We start from the raw sequence: 18,073 nt of genomic DNA, 5'->3' as shown, positions 1-18,073 counted from the left end.
TCAAAAAAAGGAGTGCTACTAAGTACTCCTTGTGAGCGTGTTGGACAGAGCACTATATGGATATTCAAATCAAATTTTAGATCACAAGGATATAACAATGAAAAATATTATAATGTTGTCAGCGTTAACAGGTGTGCTTACCTTGACTGGTTGTACGACACTTAAAAGTGTCATCGGCAATGATGACTCAGGTATGCATGAAGTAAAAGCCACTAGTAGCAACATGGCGCCTGTAACCAGTAGAGGCGGTATGTTGGTCGATTCAAAAGACTACATGACTTTGTATACTTATGATAAAGATACGATGGCAAACAAATCAGAATGTGGCTCTGTCTGCATGGTCGCTTGGCCGGCCCTTATGGCACCTAGTAATGCTAAAGCTTCTGGTCAATTTGCAGCATTTCAGCGCGAAGACGGCAGTTATCAGTGGGCCATGAATGGCAAACCCTTATATTTCTACGCCAACGACACTAAAGTCGGCGATAAAGATGGCGATAATAAAGGCGGCGTCTGGCACATTGTCCGCACTAAGTAATCTTTAGCTAAATACAGTCTGAGTCTATTTATAAACATAAAAAAGCAGCCACTATATTGGCTGCTTTTTTGCTGATACGAGTAGTTATGCAACCTCAGCCATATCTTCTTCGACTACTTCAGCGACCTCTTCAACAGGTTGTACTTTCTGAGCAGCAACTTGTCGATATAAAGGAAAAAAGTCTGAATCAAGCTCGCTGTTATCAAATCCAGCACCATCTACCAAATCGTCGTATTTATCTTGGTTAATCACTAATCTGTAGGTTTTAAATAGCAACGATTGAGAGCTAAATCCTTTTTTATATTCATACAAAGTATCTAGGTTGCTACCAACACCGCCGCCTAAATGCAGTATCTTATAGTTATTTTGGCGACCCCACTCGCGTGCCACGTGAGTGATAAGTTTAGAGGGTTGTAAATGTCGATATTCACTAACAGTGCCACCTAAATGAAACTGCATAATGCCCGACTCTTTACAGCAAGTATAAATGGATGAGGCAATGGCGTGACCATCTTTATAAGCTGTGATCAATAATAGTCTATGACCAAGGTTTTTTGATAAACCATCAAAGTAACTATCATCAAAGAAATAATACTCATCTGCATTAACATGTGTCATTGTTTCTTTATATATCTTTGAGAAGGTATCAATATTTCTATCATCTAACTGCTCAATTTTAGTAGTTACATCCATCTTCAACGCCTTTTTAATGCCTCTACGATGTTGGTTTTGAGTCTCTGCCCAATGTTCAGCTTCAGTCTTCGTCAGGTCGGACATGAGCGTCACACCGTGAGTAAAGGAGCTACCAATAGAAGGGGTCCATTTTTGGCTGATCACTGGATGCAATCTCATAAATAGGGAGACGCATCCTACTTTGTATAAGAACTGTTTGACCTCTTTTAAAATCATGTTCGTTTCGACATCAGTTAAAGTGTCATCAATTAAGGGACAGCAATAGCCATATGTAGAAGTGGCATCCCAATATTCACTGTCAATGTTTCTAATAATAATAGGTAAAAAAAGCTTTTTGTTCTTGTATTCAGCAACAATCCCTTGAGCCTGCCCGCCATCCATAGGTGCCGAATTATTAATCCAACCAGACAAATGGTAAATATCAAATCTATAATTTAAAATATCTTGGTCCCATTTTTCATCAATATCTCTAAAACTAACTACTATTTTGTTCATTTCGTTATCTCCCTTAGAGCTAAGCAATGCAATATGTCATTAATACTTATATATTCTAATTAACGAATATATAATATATCAATAAACGAATATATACACAAGCTTCAGAGAAATGTTTGTTTTGAATTGATGATTGTTTGAGTTGTATTTGTGGTAAGAAAAGAAAAATTATCCAAAAGCATGTTTTATTTACCAGGTTAAACAAGTACGTTTTTCATTATCAGAACATAATTTTATTCTCTACGGAGCGAATCTAACAGATGTAGTTTTTCAGCAGTACCTTGCAAAGAATGGCAAAAACCGTTAAAATCGCTGCTTCATTTTCCCGCTGGGGATAGGCTAAGAGAGCTGTGATGTGGTGTTGGGTGCTGGAATAAGCCAGTGACACAATTGCCAGCATTACCAATGTGCTTAGTGCCTCAGTTACGTATGTAGCGCTTTTATAGCAACAGCTTATACATACATCGGACCTAGAGAGTTTATTATGCGTGCAGATATCCATCCCAATTACCAAGAAGTACTGTTTCATGACACTAATGCCGACGTGTATTTTTTGACCCGTTCTACGGCGAAGACTAAAACCACGCGCGAGTATGAGGGTGTAGAATACCCATACTACCCACTTGATATCTCAAGTGCATCACATCCGTTCTATACAGGCGAGCAGCGTAAAAGCTCAACTGAAGGTCGTGTTGCTAGCTTTAACAAGCGTTTTGGTGCATTCGGTGGCCGTGCTAAAAAAGCTGATGCTGCTGAGTAATTTTGATTTAATATCCAAAACAAAAAAACCGCTGAATATTCAGCGGTTTTTTTATGCTTGTTTATTTAACACTATCACTTTAACGCCTGCCTAAGTCTTTGAATCGTTAAGCAACTCACTGATCAGATCGCTTAACTGTAGCGCCCAGTAACCATATGTTAGGCTGCTAGGATGAAAGCCGTCGCTTGCAAACATAGCTTTGCTATCTATAGGTTTGCCGTTGCCATACTCTTTAGCCATACGAGCAAAGTCTGCTGCCATATAGTGCACATCGCTATGCTTGTCGCATACTTGCTGTAATATCCGATCGAGCTTGTCAGATTTTGCACCGACATAGCCGTTGAGTGGCATAGGCAGGGCAGGCATCTTTGCCATCGGTGGTAGGCTTGAGAATATCAAAGTCTGCACGCCAAATTTACGCTGAGCAATAGCGATGATCTCCTCGAGTTGCTGTTGCCACTTGCGCTCAGAGATGTTGGATGTGGTGTCATTAACGCCGACACTTAATACCATGACGTCTACAGACTGGCTTGGAGTCGGCAGGACATACAACCTACGCAAAATATCAAAGCTGGTATGTCCTGTGGTAGCTTGCACTGCCCAGTTAAGTACACCGAACATGGCTTGGATTATTGATTGGTCTTGCAACGCTGGTATTAGTTTACCTATTAAGGCATCCGCTTGCGTTTGGCTACCGACGCCTGCGGCAGCAGAGTCACCAACGAGCATGAGATTGAGCGCAGGCAACACGCTATCCTCAATACTATGTAGTGAAACAGATCCATGACGCTCACCTTCAGGTTCTGGCAAACGCACCGTATCGCGCTTTACTTTACTGCCTTGGTATAGATAGATTGGCGCAAGCAGCACATCTTTTGCGGCGGCAGTGATTTTGCCAGTCGTTTTTTTATTGATAGAGGCTACCATCCTGTACGTCCTCGAATAGTGACTAGAGTATCATCGATTAATAGTTGACCATCGACGAATACATCTTGGAGTAGGTTATCAGCAGAATTTGCCAAGGCATCTTCTTTAATAGTGGTAAGCTGGTTATTATCACTCTTTATCAGAGCCAATCGACCTTTTTTAGAGCGTTTTGAGCGACTGGTAATTGGATCTTTAAAGATATCCATCCACGCGCCGTCAATACAGATTGCACTGGATTTCATCGCCCAGCTCATAGTATCGCGGGTGACTTGTTGTAGCAGACCGCCGCCCATGCCAAAGGTGACATTGTCCGCGCTAAAGCCCGCTTCCATTATCGTACCCAATATCTTGCCAAGGCTTTGCGGGTTGATACCATCGCCTTGAATGAGGCGCACATAGTCAGGCAGCACTTTATAGCCTTTGCTATTAGTCGTCGTACCGAATTTTATCGCTAAGCGCTCCAAGGCTTCGCGCACGACTTTGGCAGGGTCGCCGCTGTCAGGACGTATAACCAAAGTGCCGCCCATGGTCTCGACTTTATCTTTGAGCGCGACACCCCAGATATTATCGATGGCATTCCACAGATCATAACTATCAGAGACGACAGCGACTAAGTTACCGTCTCCACCGAACTGCTCTAGCATATTCTCATAAGCCTGCGTTTCGCGCTCGCGTCCCCAAGCGGTCATCGTACTGTGCTCAGCGGCAGGAATAGAGAAGGCGGGCATATCTTTGTCCATACCGTACCAGCGGCTAGCTGCAACCAACGCGGTCATGCTATCAGTACCTGAAAAGTTCACTAAATTGGCAAGGCTACCTAACGCGACTGTCTCCATGCTGGACGCCCCGCGCGCACCGAAGTCATGTAGCTTAAACGGCAGACCCTCTATGCTATCGGCGGACTTTTCCAGCGCTGATTTGATAATGTTCTTACAATAATAAGATAAGCTGGCGACGGTTGAAGGGTACCAAATCGCGCGTAGCAGTGCAGTCTCAAGATAGCTCGGTAACCAATAGAACTCGGGGTCAGTATTGACGATTTGGCAGACGACGTTAGACACAGGTACGATACTGCCTTCAGGGATGGCTTGAATACGTATCGGTAGTCGTCCATCGTGCTTGTCAACCAAACGCTCCCAACCTGATCGGTTAAAAGGTAAGCCATGGGCTTTAATCACCAATTCAGCGTCATCGATGTGAGCGGTGGTAATAGGCGTTTGCAAGTACTCTTTAATAAAGGCTTGCAAACCAAAGAACACTACATCGTAATCGCCACTACGCGCTTCGACATAGCTTGACATGTACTCGCTACCGGGCGGATATTGTAGCCAGTGTGAGGTTTTGTAGCTGTCTGAATTTAAGATTAAATTATTAAAATTACTGGTGTACATCACAGAACTCCTCTGCTTTGAAATGCCGCAGCGTTGCGGCGATTAACCTTTGCCGTCTATCGGCGCAGGCGGTGAAACTGGTTACGTCTTATACAAGTTATGTAGACCAATATCACAAAAATAAGGGCATACTTTGAACCTAACCTTCTATATTTCTAATAAAGCGTCAAAGCCCAACCATCTTGGTAATAATGGCATAGTGATCTTCAAACATCATTTGCGCGTCAAGCTCAGCTAATGGTAGCCAAAATGCGGCAGCGGCATCATCGCTACCTTTTACTTTGGGTAAGCCTTTGGCATCGTTTTTGAGCTGTAAATAAAAGGCTTGGGTGATGGTGCGACCGCGCGCTGAGCGATACGGATCATCAAAGGTATGCTGACTGTGAAAAGAGCCGCGCAGTACTGGTTCTGGCACTTTGAGCCGCGTCTCTTCGCGCAGCTCACGTATACAGGCATCAAATAGCGTCTCTTTGGGGTTCAAGAACCCACCTGGCAATGCCCACAGTCCGCGTCCTGGCATACTACGGCGCTCAACGAGTAGGATATGTCCAGATTGCACAACTAAGGCATCTGCGGTCATAAAGGTCGGCGGGTACGGCGCAGATTCCCACTGTTTTTTATACTTATCAATAAAGCCTGCTTCTTCATGTAAGCGCTCATATTCAGCCGTGTTTTTAAACTGGCTTAATACCCCGCGTGTGGCATCAGGGGTACGCTCAGGCGTTGGCATAGCGCCCATTAGATAGCTATCACGGATAGGTGTCGCTGATAGATTATGGTAATTGGGTACAGAGACCGACGCCCAATTGGGGAATAGTGACAAGTAATAAGAAGAGCTGTCTTTTGAATGACCAATCAAGCCAATATCCGCGTTCAAGTCATGGGTGACTGAGCGCACGCCCGCTTGTACATATTTGAGCCAGCGTGTGTCATTGTATAGCGCATCGTCCAAGGCTACGCAGTGAATGCGCGCAGCATCCTCATCTGAGTATGCGCCCTTGATCATAGCGGTACGCTCGCTCACCGAAAACGGGTTACGCAGGCTACGCGGCAAATTAGCAGAACCAATAAGCATGATGACGTTATCTGCGCGTTTGAGCGCCTCATCCACGACGGCTTTATGTCCGCAATGAAAGGGCTGGAAGCGTCCGATAAAGACTAGATATTTATAATGCTTATTATTCTTGTTATCTGTGCTGTTTGCTAACGATGCACTCATAAACGCCAATTCCCTACGACAAACGATTTTGGTATGTACCTGCAATGACGCTAATACTGACACAAGCGCTTAGGGGCTGACAAGTGTAAAGATGTTTTGTGACGCTGACGACATTGGATTTTTACTATAAATAAAACAAAAAGCCTCCTTTAACTTAATAAAGAAGGCTTACGAATTTGATTAAAATAACATAACTTATAGCGACCCAATCTTATCTAAGCCTTGCTGCTCGATGACAGCGCTCAAACCTTCGTCTGACTCCATACGTTTGATAAACCCGTTTAGATTGCTGTACTTAGATAGATCAATCTCAAACTTCTTTGCCCACGTTAGCGTCACATATAGATAGACATCAGCAGTGGTTTTATTGCCGGTCAAATAATCGTGTTTACCCAATTGCTCGTTTGGCAATCTCATGAGATGGGCAATCTTCTCTTTTGCATTTTTCTTTAGATTCTCTTGTGCCGAGTCGCCTTCAACGAAGCCATCAGGTCCAAAGAGTGGCGCAAAGGCTTTGTGCACATCAGCATTCACAAATGCTAGCCACTACATCACCTTTGCTCTACTAATAGCTGAAGCATCTGTACCAAAGATATTGGCTTTAGGATAATTGGCATCAATGTAGACTTGAGTGGCGATGTTTTGAGTGACTATGATTTCAGAGCCATCGCTACTGCTATCAACGATCGCAGGGACAGTGCCTTGTGGATTGATACGCAAATATTCTGCTGACTTAGAGGAGTCGTGATCTAATAGCTCAAGCTCGTAATCTGCGCCCGTCCATTCAAGTGTGGTATGGGGTACGACAGCGCAAGTACCTGGTATGACATATAACTTCATAATTTACTCCATCAAATTAATAGATAACGCTATTGAGTGTAACCAGCGCACAAACTTAGTTCAGTTATATTATGTGAAGTTAGTTTGAGGAGATGTACAGGGTGAAGTGGCGCTGTGTGTTTCAATCCAAGTCGCTACCGTTGGCCAAATCTCTTTGGCTGCATTGCGGCTTATAATGATGCGGCTATGCGTGTAATCTTCCAAATCACCGCTGTGCGTTGAATACTCCCGAAATACATTCTTATCATGACCAAAGTCATCTAACAGCAATTTACAGCCTCGACTTGGGGCAATAAAGCGATCGCCACTACCGCTGATGGCATAGATAGGTATGGTGATTTTAGACATATGCTTTTTATAATTAAAACGGTCATCAAGAGCGTCGGTAGCGCCTAATGCGCTGCCGTTTTGTTTGAGCAGACTGCTTTTAAAGTTTTTATGCAAGTTCCAGTCATACCATTGCACCATCGTGTAATAGCTCTCGTTGACGGGACCTAATTTAAATGTTTTGGCAGGGATATAGCCATAGAGTCGATTGATTATTTTGGCGCTTATGACTTTTATGTAACTTATAGGGTTGAGGGCCGCGCCATATCCTTGGCAGGCAAATATAGTAGCGCTGCTTACCTTGTCGATGTACTGCTGATTTTGAATCAAAAACATGGTCAAACACAGCCCGCCGCCGCTATGAGTAACCGTGTGCACATGATCTAATTTTAGCTCATCGAATAAATAATCAAAGCTCGCTTTATAATCATAAAGGGCGATAGTTTCGAACTTATACTTATGTTTTGGTACAGGACTATGACCATGTCCGCGCCACTCCATGATGTAGCACGTATGACCTAAAGCAGCAAGATAACTAGCAATACCCATACACACGCCTTTATCTGAAAAAGTGCCATGCGTCAAAAACACATTTTGCCGCTTTGAGACATAGTGTTCAGGATTATCGTCAGCTACTGTCCAAAGTGCGGTTTGCTCATTATCAGACGTAGGAATTAGAGTTAAGTGCTTTGTTATCATGGAAAAGGCTCACTTGAAATAAGGCGTTTGTTGTTATTTTTATAGGGTATAAAATATTTGACTTGCCGCCTTAATCTTTGCAAATAAAGAGTTGTTGCAAATATAGAGTAGCGCTTGATAATTGACTAAAGCGTCTTAATATAAAGGTCAATAGTGATTGTAGTTCCCTTTATAAAAATTTTCGACACATTTAAACCCTAGTGGCACGGTCGGAATTATCTTTTAAATACGGTATACTAGGTAACATCAATTGACAACTTTTTATAGATAAACAACAGCGCTACACAGATTTGATATCCAGCATACTTTTACAATGATGACTAGATGCGCTAAAACAGCGTCTGTTTTAATTAATAGGAAGCATTATGAGCGAATACAACCCAAACGAAACTGCTCCAACAAGCCAAGATTCTGCTGAGTTTGAATCAGCATTAGATACTGAGCAAACTGAAACTAAGAGCAATATTACTATCACTGAAGCGGCGCAAGGTTACTTAGCGGACTTATTAGCTAAGCAAGATACTGACGGCATCGGTGTGCGTATCTTTGTTGAGCATCCAGGTACGCCGCGTGCTGAATGTTGTATGGCGTACAACCAGCCAGGTGAAGAGGACAGCGCAGATTTAAAGTTTAGTTATGATAGCTTTGCCGCCTTTATTGATGCAGCATCCGTTCCGTATTTAGAAGATGCGGTCATCGATTATAATAAAGACCGCTTTGGTGGTCAGTTAACGTTTCGCGCGCCAAATTCAAAAGTGCCAAAAGTCGGCGCGGATGCCAGTGTCGAGGAGCGTATCAACTATGTCTTGCAATCTGAGATTAACCCAAGCCTAGCGGCGCACGGTGGTGACGTCCAGTTGCTTGAGCTGATCGAAGAAGAGGGCGTTGGTCTTACCGCGGTACTCAAATTCGGCGGTGGGTGTCAGGGCTGCTCGGCGGTCGATATGACCTTGCGTCAGGGCGTTGAGGTGCAGCTTAAGCAGCAAATACCTGAGCTGACTCAAGTCGTTGATGAGACTGATCATACGCTGACAGAAAACGCCTATTATAAGTAGATATTCCTTATTGGAATTAGCAAAGCAAAGACTTATGGTTCTTTTCATAAAAAAGCTGGGTTATTATAAACTCAGCTTTTTTTATGTACAGCTTTTAAGAGTGCGTTTAACCAACCCTAATAATGATCAAGGAATGTATTATGAGTGATGACCAAACAGCCCCAGCCCAACGTCTAGAAACCCTCGCTATCCATGCAGGCTACAGTGTTGAACCGACGACCAAAGCGGTCGCTGTCCCTATTTATCACACCAGCTCTTATGCGTTTGATGATACCCAGCACGGCGCTGACTTGTTTGATTTAAAAGTGGCGGGCAATATCTATACGCGTATCATGAACCCGACTAACGCCGTTTTAGAAGAGCGCGTCGCCGCATTAGAGGGCGGTATAGGCGGTCTGGCGGTAGCGTCAGGCATGGCTGCTATCACTTATGCGGTGCAGACGATTTGTGAGATGGGCGATAACATCGTGGCGGTATCAACCTTGTATGGCGGTACTTATAATCTATTTGCGCACACTTTGCCGCGCCAAGGGATCGAAGTGCGCTTCTTTGACCACAATAAACCTGAGTCTATTCGCGACTTAATCGATGACAAAACCAAAATGGTCTTTGCCGAGAGTATCGGTAATCCACTAGGTAATATCATCGATATTCAAGCGGTCAGTGATATCGCGCATGAGTACGGCGTTCCTGTTTTTATTGATAACACCGTAGCTACGCCTGCGCTATGCCGTCCTTTTGAATTTGGCGCAGATATCGTCATTCATTCTTTGACCAAATATATGAGCGGTACGGGCACTTCAATCGGCGGCGCTATTATAGATAGTGGCAACTTTGCTTGGGGAGATTATCCAGAGCGTTTCCCGCTACTAAACACACCAGATGTGAGCTACCACGGCGTTAACTTCGTCAAAGACGTCGGCGCGGCGGCTTTTATTGCGCGTGCTCGCGTGGCTCCGCTACGCAATACCGGTGCCGCGCTCAGTCCGCTTAATGCCTTTAGTATCTTGCAAGGGATAGAGACGCTGAGCCTGCGTATGGAGCGTCATGTACAAAACGCACAAGCGGTCGCTGAATATCTACGTGACCATGACAAGGTCGCTTGGATTAAATATGCAGGTCTAGCAGATCACCCCGATCATGAATTGGCTCAGAAGTACATGAAAGGTACACCATCTGCGATCTTAACTTTTGGCGTCCGAAGTGATAAAGAAGGGGGAGGTCGTGAAGCGGGCGCACGCTTTATCGATGCCCTGCAACTCATCACCCGCCTAGTTAATATCGGTGATGCCAAATCTTTGGCAAGTCATCCTGCAACGACCACTCATCGTCAGCTTAATGGTCAAGAGCTTGAGCAAGCTGGCGTGAGCGAGGATATGGTACGTTTATCAATTGGTATTGAACATATCGAAGATATCAAGGCTGATTTGGAGCAGGCGTTGGCATCAGCATAAACTAAATAGTGCTAAAAAAGCCCGTATCTTTCTGGATACGGGCTTTTGTTTTGGAGTGCTGTGGTTTTAAGATAACGTAAAGCAAAGTTGTCGCATTTAAACCGTTAAGACACGCTTAGCAATGTCTTTATAATCTTGTGAGCTAAGACGCGGCCCAAACTGTTGAATCACCTGCGCGGATATTTCACTCGCCAAACGACCACATTCAGGCAGGCTGTAATGCTGCGATAACGCGTATAAAAACGCACCCGAGTAATTATCACCCGCGCCATTGGTATCAATGACATTACTTACCGCAGGCGTAGGCACTTCATGGATAATAATATCGGTCTGGTTATCGCCACTTTGTGCGCTGCCAGCTTGCGCAATAATAGTATCATTGGCACTATCGGTCACTACCGCAATTTGGCAGTACTCAAGTAGCGCACGCGCCGCTGCTTTGATCTGTTTTTTATCGGTAAAGGCTTTGGCCTCTTCGCTATTGCAAAATATCACCTCAACCTTGTTGCCGAGCATATTAAGCAGACCGTCTTTGGCGAACTGCACCACAGCAGGGTCGGCAAAACTGACCGCAATCTTGGCGCCGTTGATGCCCGCTTGTTGGCGCAACTGGGTCATTGCAGGTTGAATACCCTCAGACATCGCTAGGTAGCCTTCTAGATACAACCAATCCGCTTGAGTCAAGGCATCAAAATTGACGTTGTCTGCGGTAATCTCGCTTGAGGTGCCAAGATAGGTCTGCATAGTACGCTCGCCATCTTCGGTCACTGCCACGACGCAGGAGCCTGTTACTCCGCCTGCGTGTATCGACTGCTCTGAGGTGGCAACGCCTGCTTCATGCAAGTCCTGTAAATAAAACTGTCCCGGCGTGTCATCGCCTACGCGGCAGGCATAAAACGGCTTGCCGCCTAAACTTGCAAACACGTACATGCTATTTGCAGCTGAGCCTCCGCCTGCTTGCTTGGAGGGCGCTATATCAGCGAGTTCAAAAAACGCCAATAGCTTTTGTTGCTCATCAAGATCGGCCAGCGTCATCTGACCTTTGATAAGGTCAGTGTCCTCTAGTGCTGCATCACTTAGCACATATTCATGATCCACCAAAGCATTACCTATCGCCATTACGTCATACATCGCTTTACTCTCCTATACCTTTATCTGTGTTAAGTTTTCGGTTTTGTTCAATGCCTACTTCTCTTGTAATGCTAGCAACCGCTGATACAAAGCGTTCTTTTTGACGCCCGTGATATCAGATGCCAGCGCTGCTGCTTTTTTTACCGATAGATCCAGCAATAGTCGCTGTAGCAAAGTATCATGAATACTCATATCGTCATCACCAGTTGCAGTGTTATTGCCTGCTATCACCAACACGATCTCACCGCGCTGCTGATTATCATCTGCTTTGACAAAATCAATCAGCGCCCCAAGCGTTGACTTGTATACCGTCTCAAAGGTCTTGGTCAGCTCACGGCAAAAGGTCACCGCGCGGTCGTGACCAAACACCGTTGCCATATCTGTCAGGCTGGCAAGAATACGGTGCGGCGCTTCATAGAATATAAGCGTTTCGGTGCGCGCACTTAACGCCTCAAGCTGTTTTTGTCGGCCGTGAGTCTTGGCAGGCAAAAACCCAATGAAGCTAAATCGATCCGAGGGCAGTCCTGCGACCGATAGCGCGCCAATAGCGGCGCAAGCACCGACGATAGGGGAGACGCTCACGCCCGCTGCGTGCGCAGCTTGCACCAACTGGTAGCCGGGGTCACTGACCAGTGGCGTACCTGCATCGCTAATCAGCGCGACTGAGTGTCCTTGCTGGATCATCTCGATAATTTTGGGCGTTTGAATGGCATGATTGTGCTCGTGATACGCCCACAATTTGTTATGTCCACGGTCAGTATCTGTAGCGTTTTTTGTCTCTTTGTCTGATGCATTTGCCTTGCTTTGGATGTCATCAGATTTATTTTTAGTATTGATGCCAAAGTGTGAGAGCAATTTGCCAGAAGTGCGCGTGTCCTCGCAGGCGATAATAGCCACTTGTTTGAGGGTGTCGATAGCGTGCGGCGTCATATCACTTAAGTTACCGATAGGGGTGGCGATGATATAAAGACAGGCTGGCATCGCGGTGACAGTAGACATGAAGACCTCAAGATAGTTTGACGATAAATGAGATAAAAAAGTGCTAAAACATAAATGCAGGGTATTAAGATAGCTAGTTTAGCATGTTGTGCTATGATAATTATGAAATGTTCGAGTAGGGAAGTCAGCGTTATGGCTGATCTAAGTACCAGTGATACTAGCGAGCGAAGTAGCACCAATATTGTCAAGCGTCCGCTACAATTGTCCTCACCCAAACAGCGCCAAGGCGGCTATTTTGAGCAGCAAGCTTGCTCGTTTTTACAGATACAAGGCTTAACGCTTATCGCTCAAAATTGGCAACAGCCTAAAGTCGGTGAGCTCGATTTAGTCATGATAGAGGCAGGCGTAGCATGGCCAATTTTAGTTTTTATTGAAGTGCGTCAGCGTAAGCGTTCAGGTTTTGGTAGTGCTGCGATGAGCGTAACCCAAGCTAAACAAAAAAAGATTATTAAGACAGCTAAGTGCTTTTTGCAGCAGCATCCAAAGTACGCCGATTACGAATGCCGTTTTGATGTATTAGCTTACGATGTTGTGCCTTCTACTACAACTATGTTTGATAGTGAAGTACCAGAGTGGCTCAAAGGCGCCTTTGTCACTACTGCTTGGTAAGTCGTCGCTACTATTTAACAAGTTTCAAATGGCAAGAAGATACACTATGAATAAAACGTATAAATAAAGAATGACATCACGTAGTAAAGATTATATTTTAAGCGATCACAAAAAATCTCACAGAAATAATTTGTCCTAAAACAAGCCAATAACTTTATGGAGTAAACCATGACACGGACGTATGCAACTGCTGCCAAACCTTTATCTTACAAAGCGATAGTAAGCCTAGCATTTGCTACTAGTATAGCGATAACAGGTTGTACGACGAACTATTTGACCAATAGCACTGAGGGTACATACGGCGTGCCTGTCACTGAGCGTACTATACCGCAGCGCCTTCTTGATCGCAGTATCGAACATACCGCCAAGATAAATGTCTATGGTCTACAAGAGAATCTACAGCAAACCAGCCGAATGAGTATCGATAGCTTTAATAGTGAAGTTTTGCTCACGGGCGAAGTACCTACCGAGACGTTAAAGACCCAAGTTGAAAAGGTCATCAGCTCCATGCCAGATGTACGAGCTGTCTACAACGAGCTCAACGTCGGCGTGGCTCGCGGTTACAGCTCAACTGTGCAAGATGGTTATATCACCTCAAAACTCGTGGCAAAGGCCGCCGCTAATGACGGCGTCAAAGCCTCACAAATCAAAGCGGTCAGCAACAATGGCGTGGTCTACCTAATGGGACGCCTGACCCCAACGCAGCAAAGCCACTTGATCGACATTGTTAATGGTACCGTTGGCGTAACAGAGCTGGTGCTCCTAACGACTGTGGTCGATGATAGAGGTATCAAGATTAGCCGTGATGACATTATGTACGAGGCTAATTTGGCCACCGATGCGACAAGTCAGATGCCAGCTCAGCCTATTGTCAGACAGTTAGATACTGCCAATCGCGTCAATGCACCTGTCGGGTCAGTAAATACAAGCCCTGTACCTTCTACCAACCAAACCCCAGTCATCACTCAAAGCCCAAGTACGCAAAGTCCAGAGACACAAAGCCCGACCTCCTATCAAAACTCATCAAGTCCTTACATCGATCTGTATAAGGATCAATAACTTAAAATAAAAAGCGCTCAAAGATAGTATAAGCAGTTAGTGCAACGTGAATGACAATAACCCTAAACAGACATAACAGGAAAAGCACGATAACTAAAGCGATAGCCATTACACTATAACCAGTAAAATCAAGGGAGGAGTCAACGTAATGCTTATAACGTCGTACTTGCAATGCAGCATTTAAGTTGTTGACTGACACTAAAATAAAATAGGGATAATATAGGGTAGGAATAATGGCTATAAACGATGAAAAGTTAAATATCAATATTGAGTCAGGTAAAACTAAATCACGTAAGACAGAGTCACGTAAGACTAAGTCAGGTAAAACTGGGTCACGCAAATTTAATTTGGGTACGGTAGGCATCAGCACCGCTGTCGCAATAGGCGGTATTGCGCTTGCAACGCAGCAAGCACAAGCCTTGTCAGCATTGGCTATCGTCAATGGCATCACCGCAAGTGGCGGCGTTGGCGTTAGCAAGGATATTTTGTACGGTGATGAGCCTTTGCAAGATTTGGATATTTATTATCCAAAACCATTAGCGCAAGCTATGAAGTCGCAGCAGGTCATTAGCGATACTTATCCTATGGTGGTGTTCGTACACGGCGGCTCTTGGGAGAGTGGTAACAAAGAAGAGTATGCGTTCGTCGGTCAAAGCCTAGCGCAGGCAGGCTATATCACAGCGGTCATCAATTATCGTAAAGCGCCTGAACACGCTTATCCTGATTATGTTAAAGATACGGCAAAAGCGATCGCTTGGAGCTATGACAATGCCCAAAACTACTATGGCGACCCTGAGCGTTTTGCGGTTATTGGACATTCAGCAGGTGCGTTCAATGCCGTGGCCGCGGTCTCTAACGAAGACTTTTTAGCGCCATATGGGGTTAAGCCTGATGATATTAGCGCCGTCATTGGTATTGCAGGCCCTTATAGTTATGACTTTCGTAAATTTAGTAGCGCGAGTGCCTTTGGTGATAATGCAACGCCAGATGAGGTAATGCCAGATAGACAGATCAAAGGGCCACAGCCACCATATCTGTTACTGACCGCTGAGAATGACAAAATTGTCCATGATCAAAACACCATTAAAATGACGCAAGCACTAAAAGAAAAAGGCGTCGCCGTTGAGACAGGCGTTATCAAAGGCGCCAGTCATGCGACGAGTATTGGCGCCATGGCGCCGCCACTACGCTGGGTCAATGATGTGCGCGCGCAAGTGGTCGCTTATTTGGATAAAGAGCTAAAATAACTAAAATAGTTTAGGGTGTTTTTTGATAGCGTCTTAGACAGCCCTAAAATAGATTTTTGATAGGTCTTCAGCACTGTTAAGTAACCTCTCATACTAAATCCCCAGTTTGGCCTAGCGCCTGCTGGGGTTTTTTATGTTTCGCTATATCTGTATATTTAGAAGTATAAATACAACAAAAGACTGTTCATTCAATGCGGTCTACCTCTATTATAGAAGAAATACTATTAAAATATACAAGATTATAAGTTAAGGAAATCTAAATCAACTAAAGGACTACCACCATGAAACTACTCAAATTGTCACTATTAAGCCTAACTTTAGCCGTACCTTCGTTGTCATTTGCCGCGGGAGGTAGTGATCCTATATTAGGGATTGATATTATCATACTCAAAGATCCTAGCTCGCAGCCTATCGCCAATATACCCTTCACTAATTCAGAGATAAATCAATATAACGAGCTAAGAGAGAGTGATCGCCACGCTTATCTCAATAAAGTCATCGTGCCGAAGCTTGAGCGCGTCAATCAAAAGTACAACTATGATATAAAATGGAATCCAATCATCGAAAAAGGCATTGAGCAGCAGTGGTGTATCACCGTGCCTTGCGATGCTAAATCAAATATCATTATCCAACTCAATATTTCAGAGAATCTGCGTCAGTCCGATGTTAAGTTTAGCTTAGCGAGTCAATCGGATCGAGTGATTGAAAAACGAACGATAAAGCGTGTTGCGCAGATGAGAATGCGTTAAAGCTAAGATAAAGCGCTTCGCTTTTGCATAATCGTAAAAGCCGTTATTATCTCACTATAGTAATGTGAATATCGTCTGTGTATATGTCATGTGCGCTTATACACAGACAGTGCTGTAAGATAGCTAAACTCTTGTTATAATACGTCCACTAATTTATCCAAACATCTAATAACAGGTTACTCTATGAGCATGAATGCCGACGATCTTATCGCCTTTTTACAGCAGCATTATCCAGAGGCTTTTATTCAAGCCGCTAACCAAGGCAACAAGTTTGATGTCCGCGTGGTGGACGCCAGCTTTGAGGGCAAACGCACCGTTCAGCGTCAGCAGGCCATCTATGCCTTGGTCAACGATAAGATTGCAAGCGGCGATATCCATGCGCTTAACATTCAAGCGCTTACGCCAGCAGAGTGGGATATTCAGTCCAAAGGCTAATGGCTTTTGTATTTGATCAAAATTTGAAGTGAACTCATTTAGCACTTTTACCTTTGTTCTTTTTCTATTTATTCGCCTGCATACTTTTATTTGCAAGCACAGCTAGGTTGTTACCTTTATGGATCAGTTTTTAATCACCGGTAGTAGTCGTATCGCAGGGGAAGTTACTATTTCAGGGGCCAAGAACGCAGCATTACCACTGCTTGCAGCGATGATACTAGCTGAGAGTCCGACGACTTTGCATAATGTCCCTTCACTACAAGACGTGCGAACCTTGATTAAGCTGATCGGTGGTATGGGTATCGACATTCAAAAGCAAGAGGATACTGTTACTTGCGATACCAAAAATATCGACAGCTTTTACGCGCCTTACGATTTAGTTAAAACTATGCGCGCCTCCATCTTGGTGCTTGGGCCTTTGCTGGCGCGTTTTGGTGAGGCAGAAGTCTCCTTGCCAGGCGGCTGCGCTATTGGCTCACGTCCTGTGGATCAACATCTCAAAGCTTTTGAAGCGATGGGCGCACAGATCTCGGTTGAGAATGGCTACGTCAAAGCGCAAGCACCTAAAGGTGGCAAACTGCTAGGCTGTCATTTTTCTTTTGATATGGTGACTGTTGGCGGTACTGAAAACGTCATTATGGCAGCCGCTCTTGCCAAAGGTACGACAGTACTAGGTAACTGCGCGCTTGAGCCAGAAGTCGTTGATTTGGCGAATATGCTAGTTGCGATGGGTGCCAAGATAAGCGGCATTGGTACCTCGATCATGACCATCGAAGGCGTTGAGCGCTTGCATGGCTGCGAGTATTCAGTCGTTCCTGATCGTATTGAGACCGGCTCTTATTTGGCTGGCGCTTTAATGACGCACGGTGATGTACTCACTAAAAACACTTCAGCGCTACTATTAACGCCGGTGCTAGAGAAGTTTGAAGACATGGGTGCAGTCATTACCACAGGTGATGATTGGATTCGCGCCCAAATGAGTGGTCGTCCTTTGCCTGTCGATATTCGTACCCAGCCGCATCCAGGATTCCCAACTGATATGCAGGCGCAAGTGATGGCGATTGCCTGTTTGGCTGATGGTACTAGCACTTTTATAGAAAACATTTTTGAAAACCGTTATATGCATGTGCCTGAGCTTAATCGTCTCGGCGCCTCTATTCAGGTCGATGGTCACACTGCAGTCGTCAGAGGGGTTGAGAGATTCACTGCTGCTCCCGTAATGGCGACTGATCTGCGCGCCTCTATGTCACTCGTTATGGCAGCGGCAGCGGCTGAAGGCGAGAGCCTCATCGATCGCATTTATCATATTGATCGCGGTTATGAAGACGTCGAAAACAAGCTACGCGCGTTAGGCGTGAATATTGAGCGCGTCAATACTAATGATTAGTAGTCATTAAGCACTAAGAACAAAATTAGTATCAATACCGATTTCAATTAGACTATAAATAG

General features: G+C 44.7%; 19 protein-coding genes. 10 read left to right on the top strand and 9 right to left on the bottom strand.

Annotation, left to right across the window (positions count from 1 at the left end; all coding sequences use genetic code 11):
* The first annotated feature begins 97 nt into the window (after positions 1-97).
* The gene (locus ACTXGE_RS10455; protein WP_317200564.1) at positions 98-535 is read left to right on the top strand and encodes a COG4315 family predicted lipoprotein; all 438 of its coding nucleotides are present in this window, start codon (positions 98-100) and stop codon (positions 533-535) included.
* An 84-nt stretch (positions 536-619) separates the two neighbouring features.
* Here ACTXGE_RS10455 and ACTXGE_RS10450 read toward each other — a convergent pair whose 3' ends face one another.
* Positions 620-1,723 (bottom strand): GNAT family N-acetyltransferase, encoded by a 1,104-nt coding sequence (locus ACTXGE_RS10450; protein WP_443543314.1) that lies wholly within the window; start codon positions 1,721-1,723, stop codon positions 620-622.
* A gap of 484 nt (positions 1,724-2,207) precedes the next feature.
* On the opposite strand from ACTXGE_RS10450, the gene ACTXGE_RS10445 reads away from it, so the two are divergent.
* Positions 2,208-2,483, top strand: a complete 276-nt coding sequence (locus ACTXGE_RS10445; RefSeq protein ID WP_317200566.1) for a type B 50S ribosomal protein L31 — start codon at positions 2,208-2,210, stop codon at positions 2,481-2,483.
* Between the two features lie 90 nt (positions 2,484-2,573).
* Here ACTXGE_RS10445 and ACTXGE_RS10440 read toward each other — a convergent pair whose 3' ends face one another.
* The 6 genes from ACTXGE_RS10440 to ACTXGE_RS10415 form a co-directional block, all read right to left on the bottom strand.
* Positions 2,574-3,410, bottom strand: a complete 837-nt coding sequence (locus ACTXGE_RS10440; RefSeq protein ID WP_443543316.1) for an SGNH/GDSL hydrolase family protein — start codon at positions 3,408-3,410, stop codon at positions 2,574-2,576.
* Positions 3,404-4,801, bottom strand: a complete 1,398-nt coding sequence (locus ACTXGE_RS10435) for a nicotinate phosphoribosyltransferase (protein ID WP_443543317.1) — start codon at positions 4,799-4,801, stop codon at positions 3,404-3,406. Before ACTXGE_RS10435 ends, ACTXGE_RS10440 begins: the two co-directional genes overlap by 7 nt.
* 166 nt (positions 4,802-4,967) lie before the next feature.
* On the bottom strand, positions 4,968-6,020 hold the full coding sequence (locus tag ACTXGE_RS10430) for a bifunctional nicotinamide-nucleotide adenylyltransferase/Nudix hydroxylase (RefSeq protein ID WP_443543319.1): 1,053 nt from the start codon (positions 6,018-6,020) through the stop codon (positions 4,968-4,970).
* Positions 6,021-6,215: 195 nt separating this feature from the next.
* Complete coding sequence (locus ACTXGE_RS10425) at positions 6,216-6,554, bottom strand: glutathione binding-like protein (protein ID WP_443543321.1); 339 nt, start codon at positions 6,552-6,554, stop codon at positions 6,216-6,218.
* Between the two features lie 12 nt (positions 6,555-6,566).
* The gene (locus ACTXGE_RS10420) at positions 6,567-6,860 is read right to left on the bottom strand and encodes a glutathione S-transferase N-terminal domain-containing protein (protein ID WP_443543323.1); all 294 of its coding nucleotides are present in this window, start codon (positions 6,858-6,860) and stop codon (positions 6,567-6,569) included.
* A gap of 69 nt (positions 6,861-6,929) precedes the next feature.
* Positions 6,930-7,886 (bottom strand): alpha/beta fold hydrolase, encoded by a 957-nt coding sequence (locus tag ACTXGE_RS10415; RefSeq protein WP_443543325.1) that lies wholly within the window; start codon positions 7,884-7,886, stop codon positions 6,930-6,932.
* Positions 7,887-8,251: 365 nt separating this feature from the next.
* On the opposite strand from ACTXGE_RS10415, the gene nfuA reads away from it, so the two are divergent.
* Together nfuA and ACTXGE_RS10405 are read left to right on the top strand one after the other, a co-directional pair.
* Positions 8,252-8,941 carry a Fe-S biogenesis protein NfuA gene (gene nfuA / locus ACTXGE_RS10410; RefSeq protein ID WP_317200572.1) on the top strand — a complete coding sequence of 230 codons (690 nt, stop codon included), beginning with the start codon at positions 8,252-8,254 and terminating at the stop codon, positions 8,939-8,941.
* Between the two features lie 140 nt (positions 8,942-9,081).
* Entirely contained in the window at positions 9,082-10,395 is a 1,314-nt protein-coding gene (locus ACTXGE_RS10405; RefSeq protein WP_443543327.1) for an O-acetylhomoserine aminocarboxypropyltransferase/cysteine synthase family protein, read from the top strand.
* Positions 10,396-10,491: 96 nt separating this feature from the next.
* Here the strand turns inward: ACTXGE_RS10405 and ACTXGE_RS10400 are convergent, their stop codons facing one another.
* Positions 10,492-11,526, bottom strand: a complete 1,035-nt coding sequence (locus ACTXGE_RS10400; protein WP_443543329.1) for an adenosine kinase — start codon at positions 11,524-11,526, stop codon at positions 10,492-10,494.
* 54 nt (positions 11,527-11,580) lie between these two features.
* Positions 11,581-12,525 (bottom strand): 16S rRNA (cytidine(1402)-2'-O)-methyltransferase, encoded by a 945-nt coding sequence (rsmI, locus tag ACTXGE_RS10395; protein ID WP_443543331.1) that lies wholly within the window; start codon positions 12,523-12,525, stop codon positions 11,581-11,583.
* A gap of 132 nt (positions 12,526-12,657) precedes the next feature.
* Between rsmI and ACTXGE_RS10390 the strand changes: the two genes are divergently transcribed.
* The 6 genes from ACTXGE_RS10390 to murA all read left to right on the top strand — a co-directional run bounded on the left by ACTXGE_RS10390 (position 12,658) and on the right by murA (position 18,011).
* Positions 12,658-13,134 (top strand): YraN family protein, encoded by a 477-nt coding sequence (locus ACTXGE_RS10390; protein WP_443543333.1) that lies wholly within the window; start codon positions 12,658-12,660, stop codon positions 13,132-13,134.
* A gap of 168 nt (positions 13,135-13,302) precedes the next feature.
* Positions 13,303-14,193 carry a BON domain-containing protein gene (locus ACTXGE_RS10385; RefSeq protein ID WP_443543335.1) on the top strand — a complete coding sequence of 297 codons (891 nt, stop codon included), beginning with the start codon at positions 13,303-13,305 and terminating at the stop codon, positions 14,191-14,193.
* A gap of 233 nt (positions 14,194-14,426) precedes the next feature.
* Positions 14,427-15,440, top strand: a complete 1,014-nt coding sequence (locus tag ACTXGE_RS10380; protein ID WP_443543337.1) for an alpha/beta hydrolase — start codon at positions 14,427-14,429, stop codon at positions 15,438-15,440.
* A gap of 281 nt (positions 15,441-15,721) precedes the next feature.
* Positions 15,722-16,189, top strand: a complete 468-nt coding sequence (locus ACTXGE_RS10375; RefSeq protein WP_443543339.1) for a hypothetical protein — start codon at positions 15,722-15,724, stop codon at positions 16,187-16,189.
* Positions 16,190-16,378: 189 nt separating this feature from the next.
* Positions 16,379-16,624, top strand: a complete 246-nt coding sequence (locus ACTXGE_RS10370; protein WP_443543358.1) for a BolA family protein — start codon at positions 16,379-16,381, stop codon at positions 16,622-16,624.
* 118 nt (positions 16,625-16,742) lie between these two features.
* Positions 16,743-18,011, top strand: coding sequence for a UDP-N-acetylglucosamine 1-carboxyvinyltransferase (gene murA, locus ACTXGE_RS10365; RefSeq protein ID WP_317200580.1), 1,269 nt, complete (start codon positions 16,743-16,745; stop codon positions 18,009-18,011).
* The last annotated feature ends 62 nt before the right edge of the window (positions 18,012-18,073 follow it).

Origin of the sequence: Psychrobacter sp. T6-4 (assembly GCF_052258425.1) — a bacterium.
Classification (GTDB): domain Bacteria; phylum Pseudomonadota; class Gammaproteobacteria; order Pseudomonadales; family Moraxellaceae; genus Psychrobacter.
This window is presented reverse-complemented; position numbering and strand designations above follow the sequence as displayed.

Excerpts from the sequence above, each read along its gene's own strand:
- ACTXGE_RS10400 (WP_443543329.1), bottom strand. The coding sequence starts at position 11,526 with ATGTATGACGTAATGGCGATAGGTAATGCTTTGGTGGATCATGAATAT.
- ACTXGE_RS10445 (WP_317200566.1), top strand. The coding sequence starts at position 2,208 with ATGCGTGCAGATATCCATCCCAATTACCAAGAAGTACTGTTTCATGAC.
- ACTXGE_RS10375 (WP_443543339.1), top strand. The coding sequence starts at position 15,722 with ATGAAACTACTCAAATTGTCACTATTAAGCCTAACTTTAGCCGTACCT.
- ACTXGE_RS10390 (WP_443543333.1), top strand. The coding sequence starts at position 12,658 with ATGGCTGATCTAAGTACCAGTGATACTAGCGAGCGAAGTAGCACCAAT.
- ACTXGE_RS10415 (WP_443543325.1), bottom strand. The coding sequence starts at position 7,886 with ATGATAACAAAGCACTTAACTCTAATTCCTACGTCTGATAATGAGCAA.
- ACTXGE_RS10380 (WP_443543337.1), top strand. The coding sequence starts at position 14,427 with ATGGCTATAAACGATGAAAAGTTAAATATCAATATTGAGTCAGGTAAA.
- ACTXGE_RS10420 (WP_443543323.1), bottom strand. The coding sequence starts at position 6,860 with ATGAAGTTATATGTCATACCAGGTACTTGCGCTGTCGTACCCCATACC.
- ACTXGE_RS10455 (WP_317200564.1), top strand. The coding sequence starts at position 98 with ATGAAAAATATTATAATGTTGTCAGCGTTAACAGGTGTGCTTACCTTG.
- ACTXGE_RS10385 (WP_443543335.1), top strand. The coding sequence starts at position 13,303 with ATGACACGGACGTATGCAACTGCTGCCAAACCTTTATCTTACAAAGCG.
- ACTXGE_RS10435 (WP_443543317.1), bottom strand. The coding sequence starts at position 4,801 with ATGTACACCAGTAATTTTAATAATTTAATCTTAAATTCAGACAGCTAC.
- ACTXGE_RS10405 (WP_443543327.1), top strand. The coding sequence starts at position 9,082 with ATGAGTGATGACCAAACAGCCCCAGCCCAACGTCTAGAAACCCTCGCT.
- ACTXGE_RS10450 (WP_443543314.1), bottom strand. The coding sequence starts at position 1,723 with ATGAACAAAATAGTAGTTAGTTTTAGAGATATTGATGAAAAATGGGAC.
- ACTXGE_RS10370 (WP_443543358.1), top strand. The coding sequence starts at position 16,379 with ATGAATGCCGACGATCTTATCGCCTTTTTACAGCAGCATTATCCAGAG.
- ACTXGE_RS10440 (WP_443543316.1), bottom strand. The coding sequence starts at position 3,410 with ATGGTAGCCTCTATCAATAAAAAAACGACTGGCAAAATCACTGCCGCC.
- murA (WP_317200580.1), top strand. The coding sequence starts at position 16,743 with ATGGATCAGTTTTTAATCACCGGTAGTAGTCGTATCGCAGGGGAAGTT.
- ACTXGE_RS10430 (WP_443543319.1), bottom strand. The coding sequence starts at position 6,020 with ATGAGTGCATCGTTAGCAAACAGCACAGATAACAAGAATAATAAGCAT.
- nfuA (WP_317200572.1), top strand. The coding sequence starts at position 8,252 with ATGAGCGAATACAACCCAAACGAAACTGCTCCAACAAGCCAAGATTCT.
- rsmI (WP_443543331.1), bottom strand. The coding sequence starts at position 12,525 with ATGTCTACTGTCACCGCGATGCCAGCCTGTCTTTATATCATCGCCACC.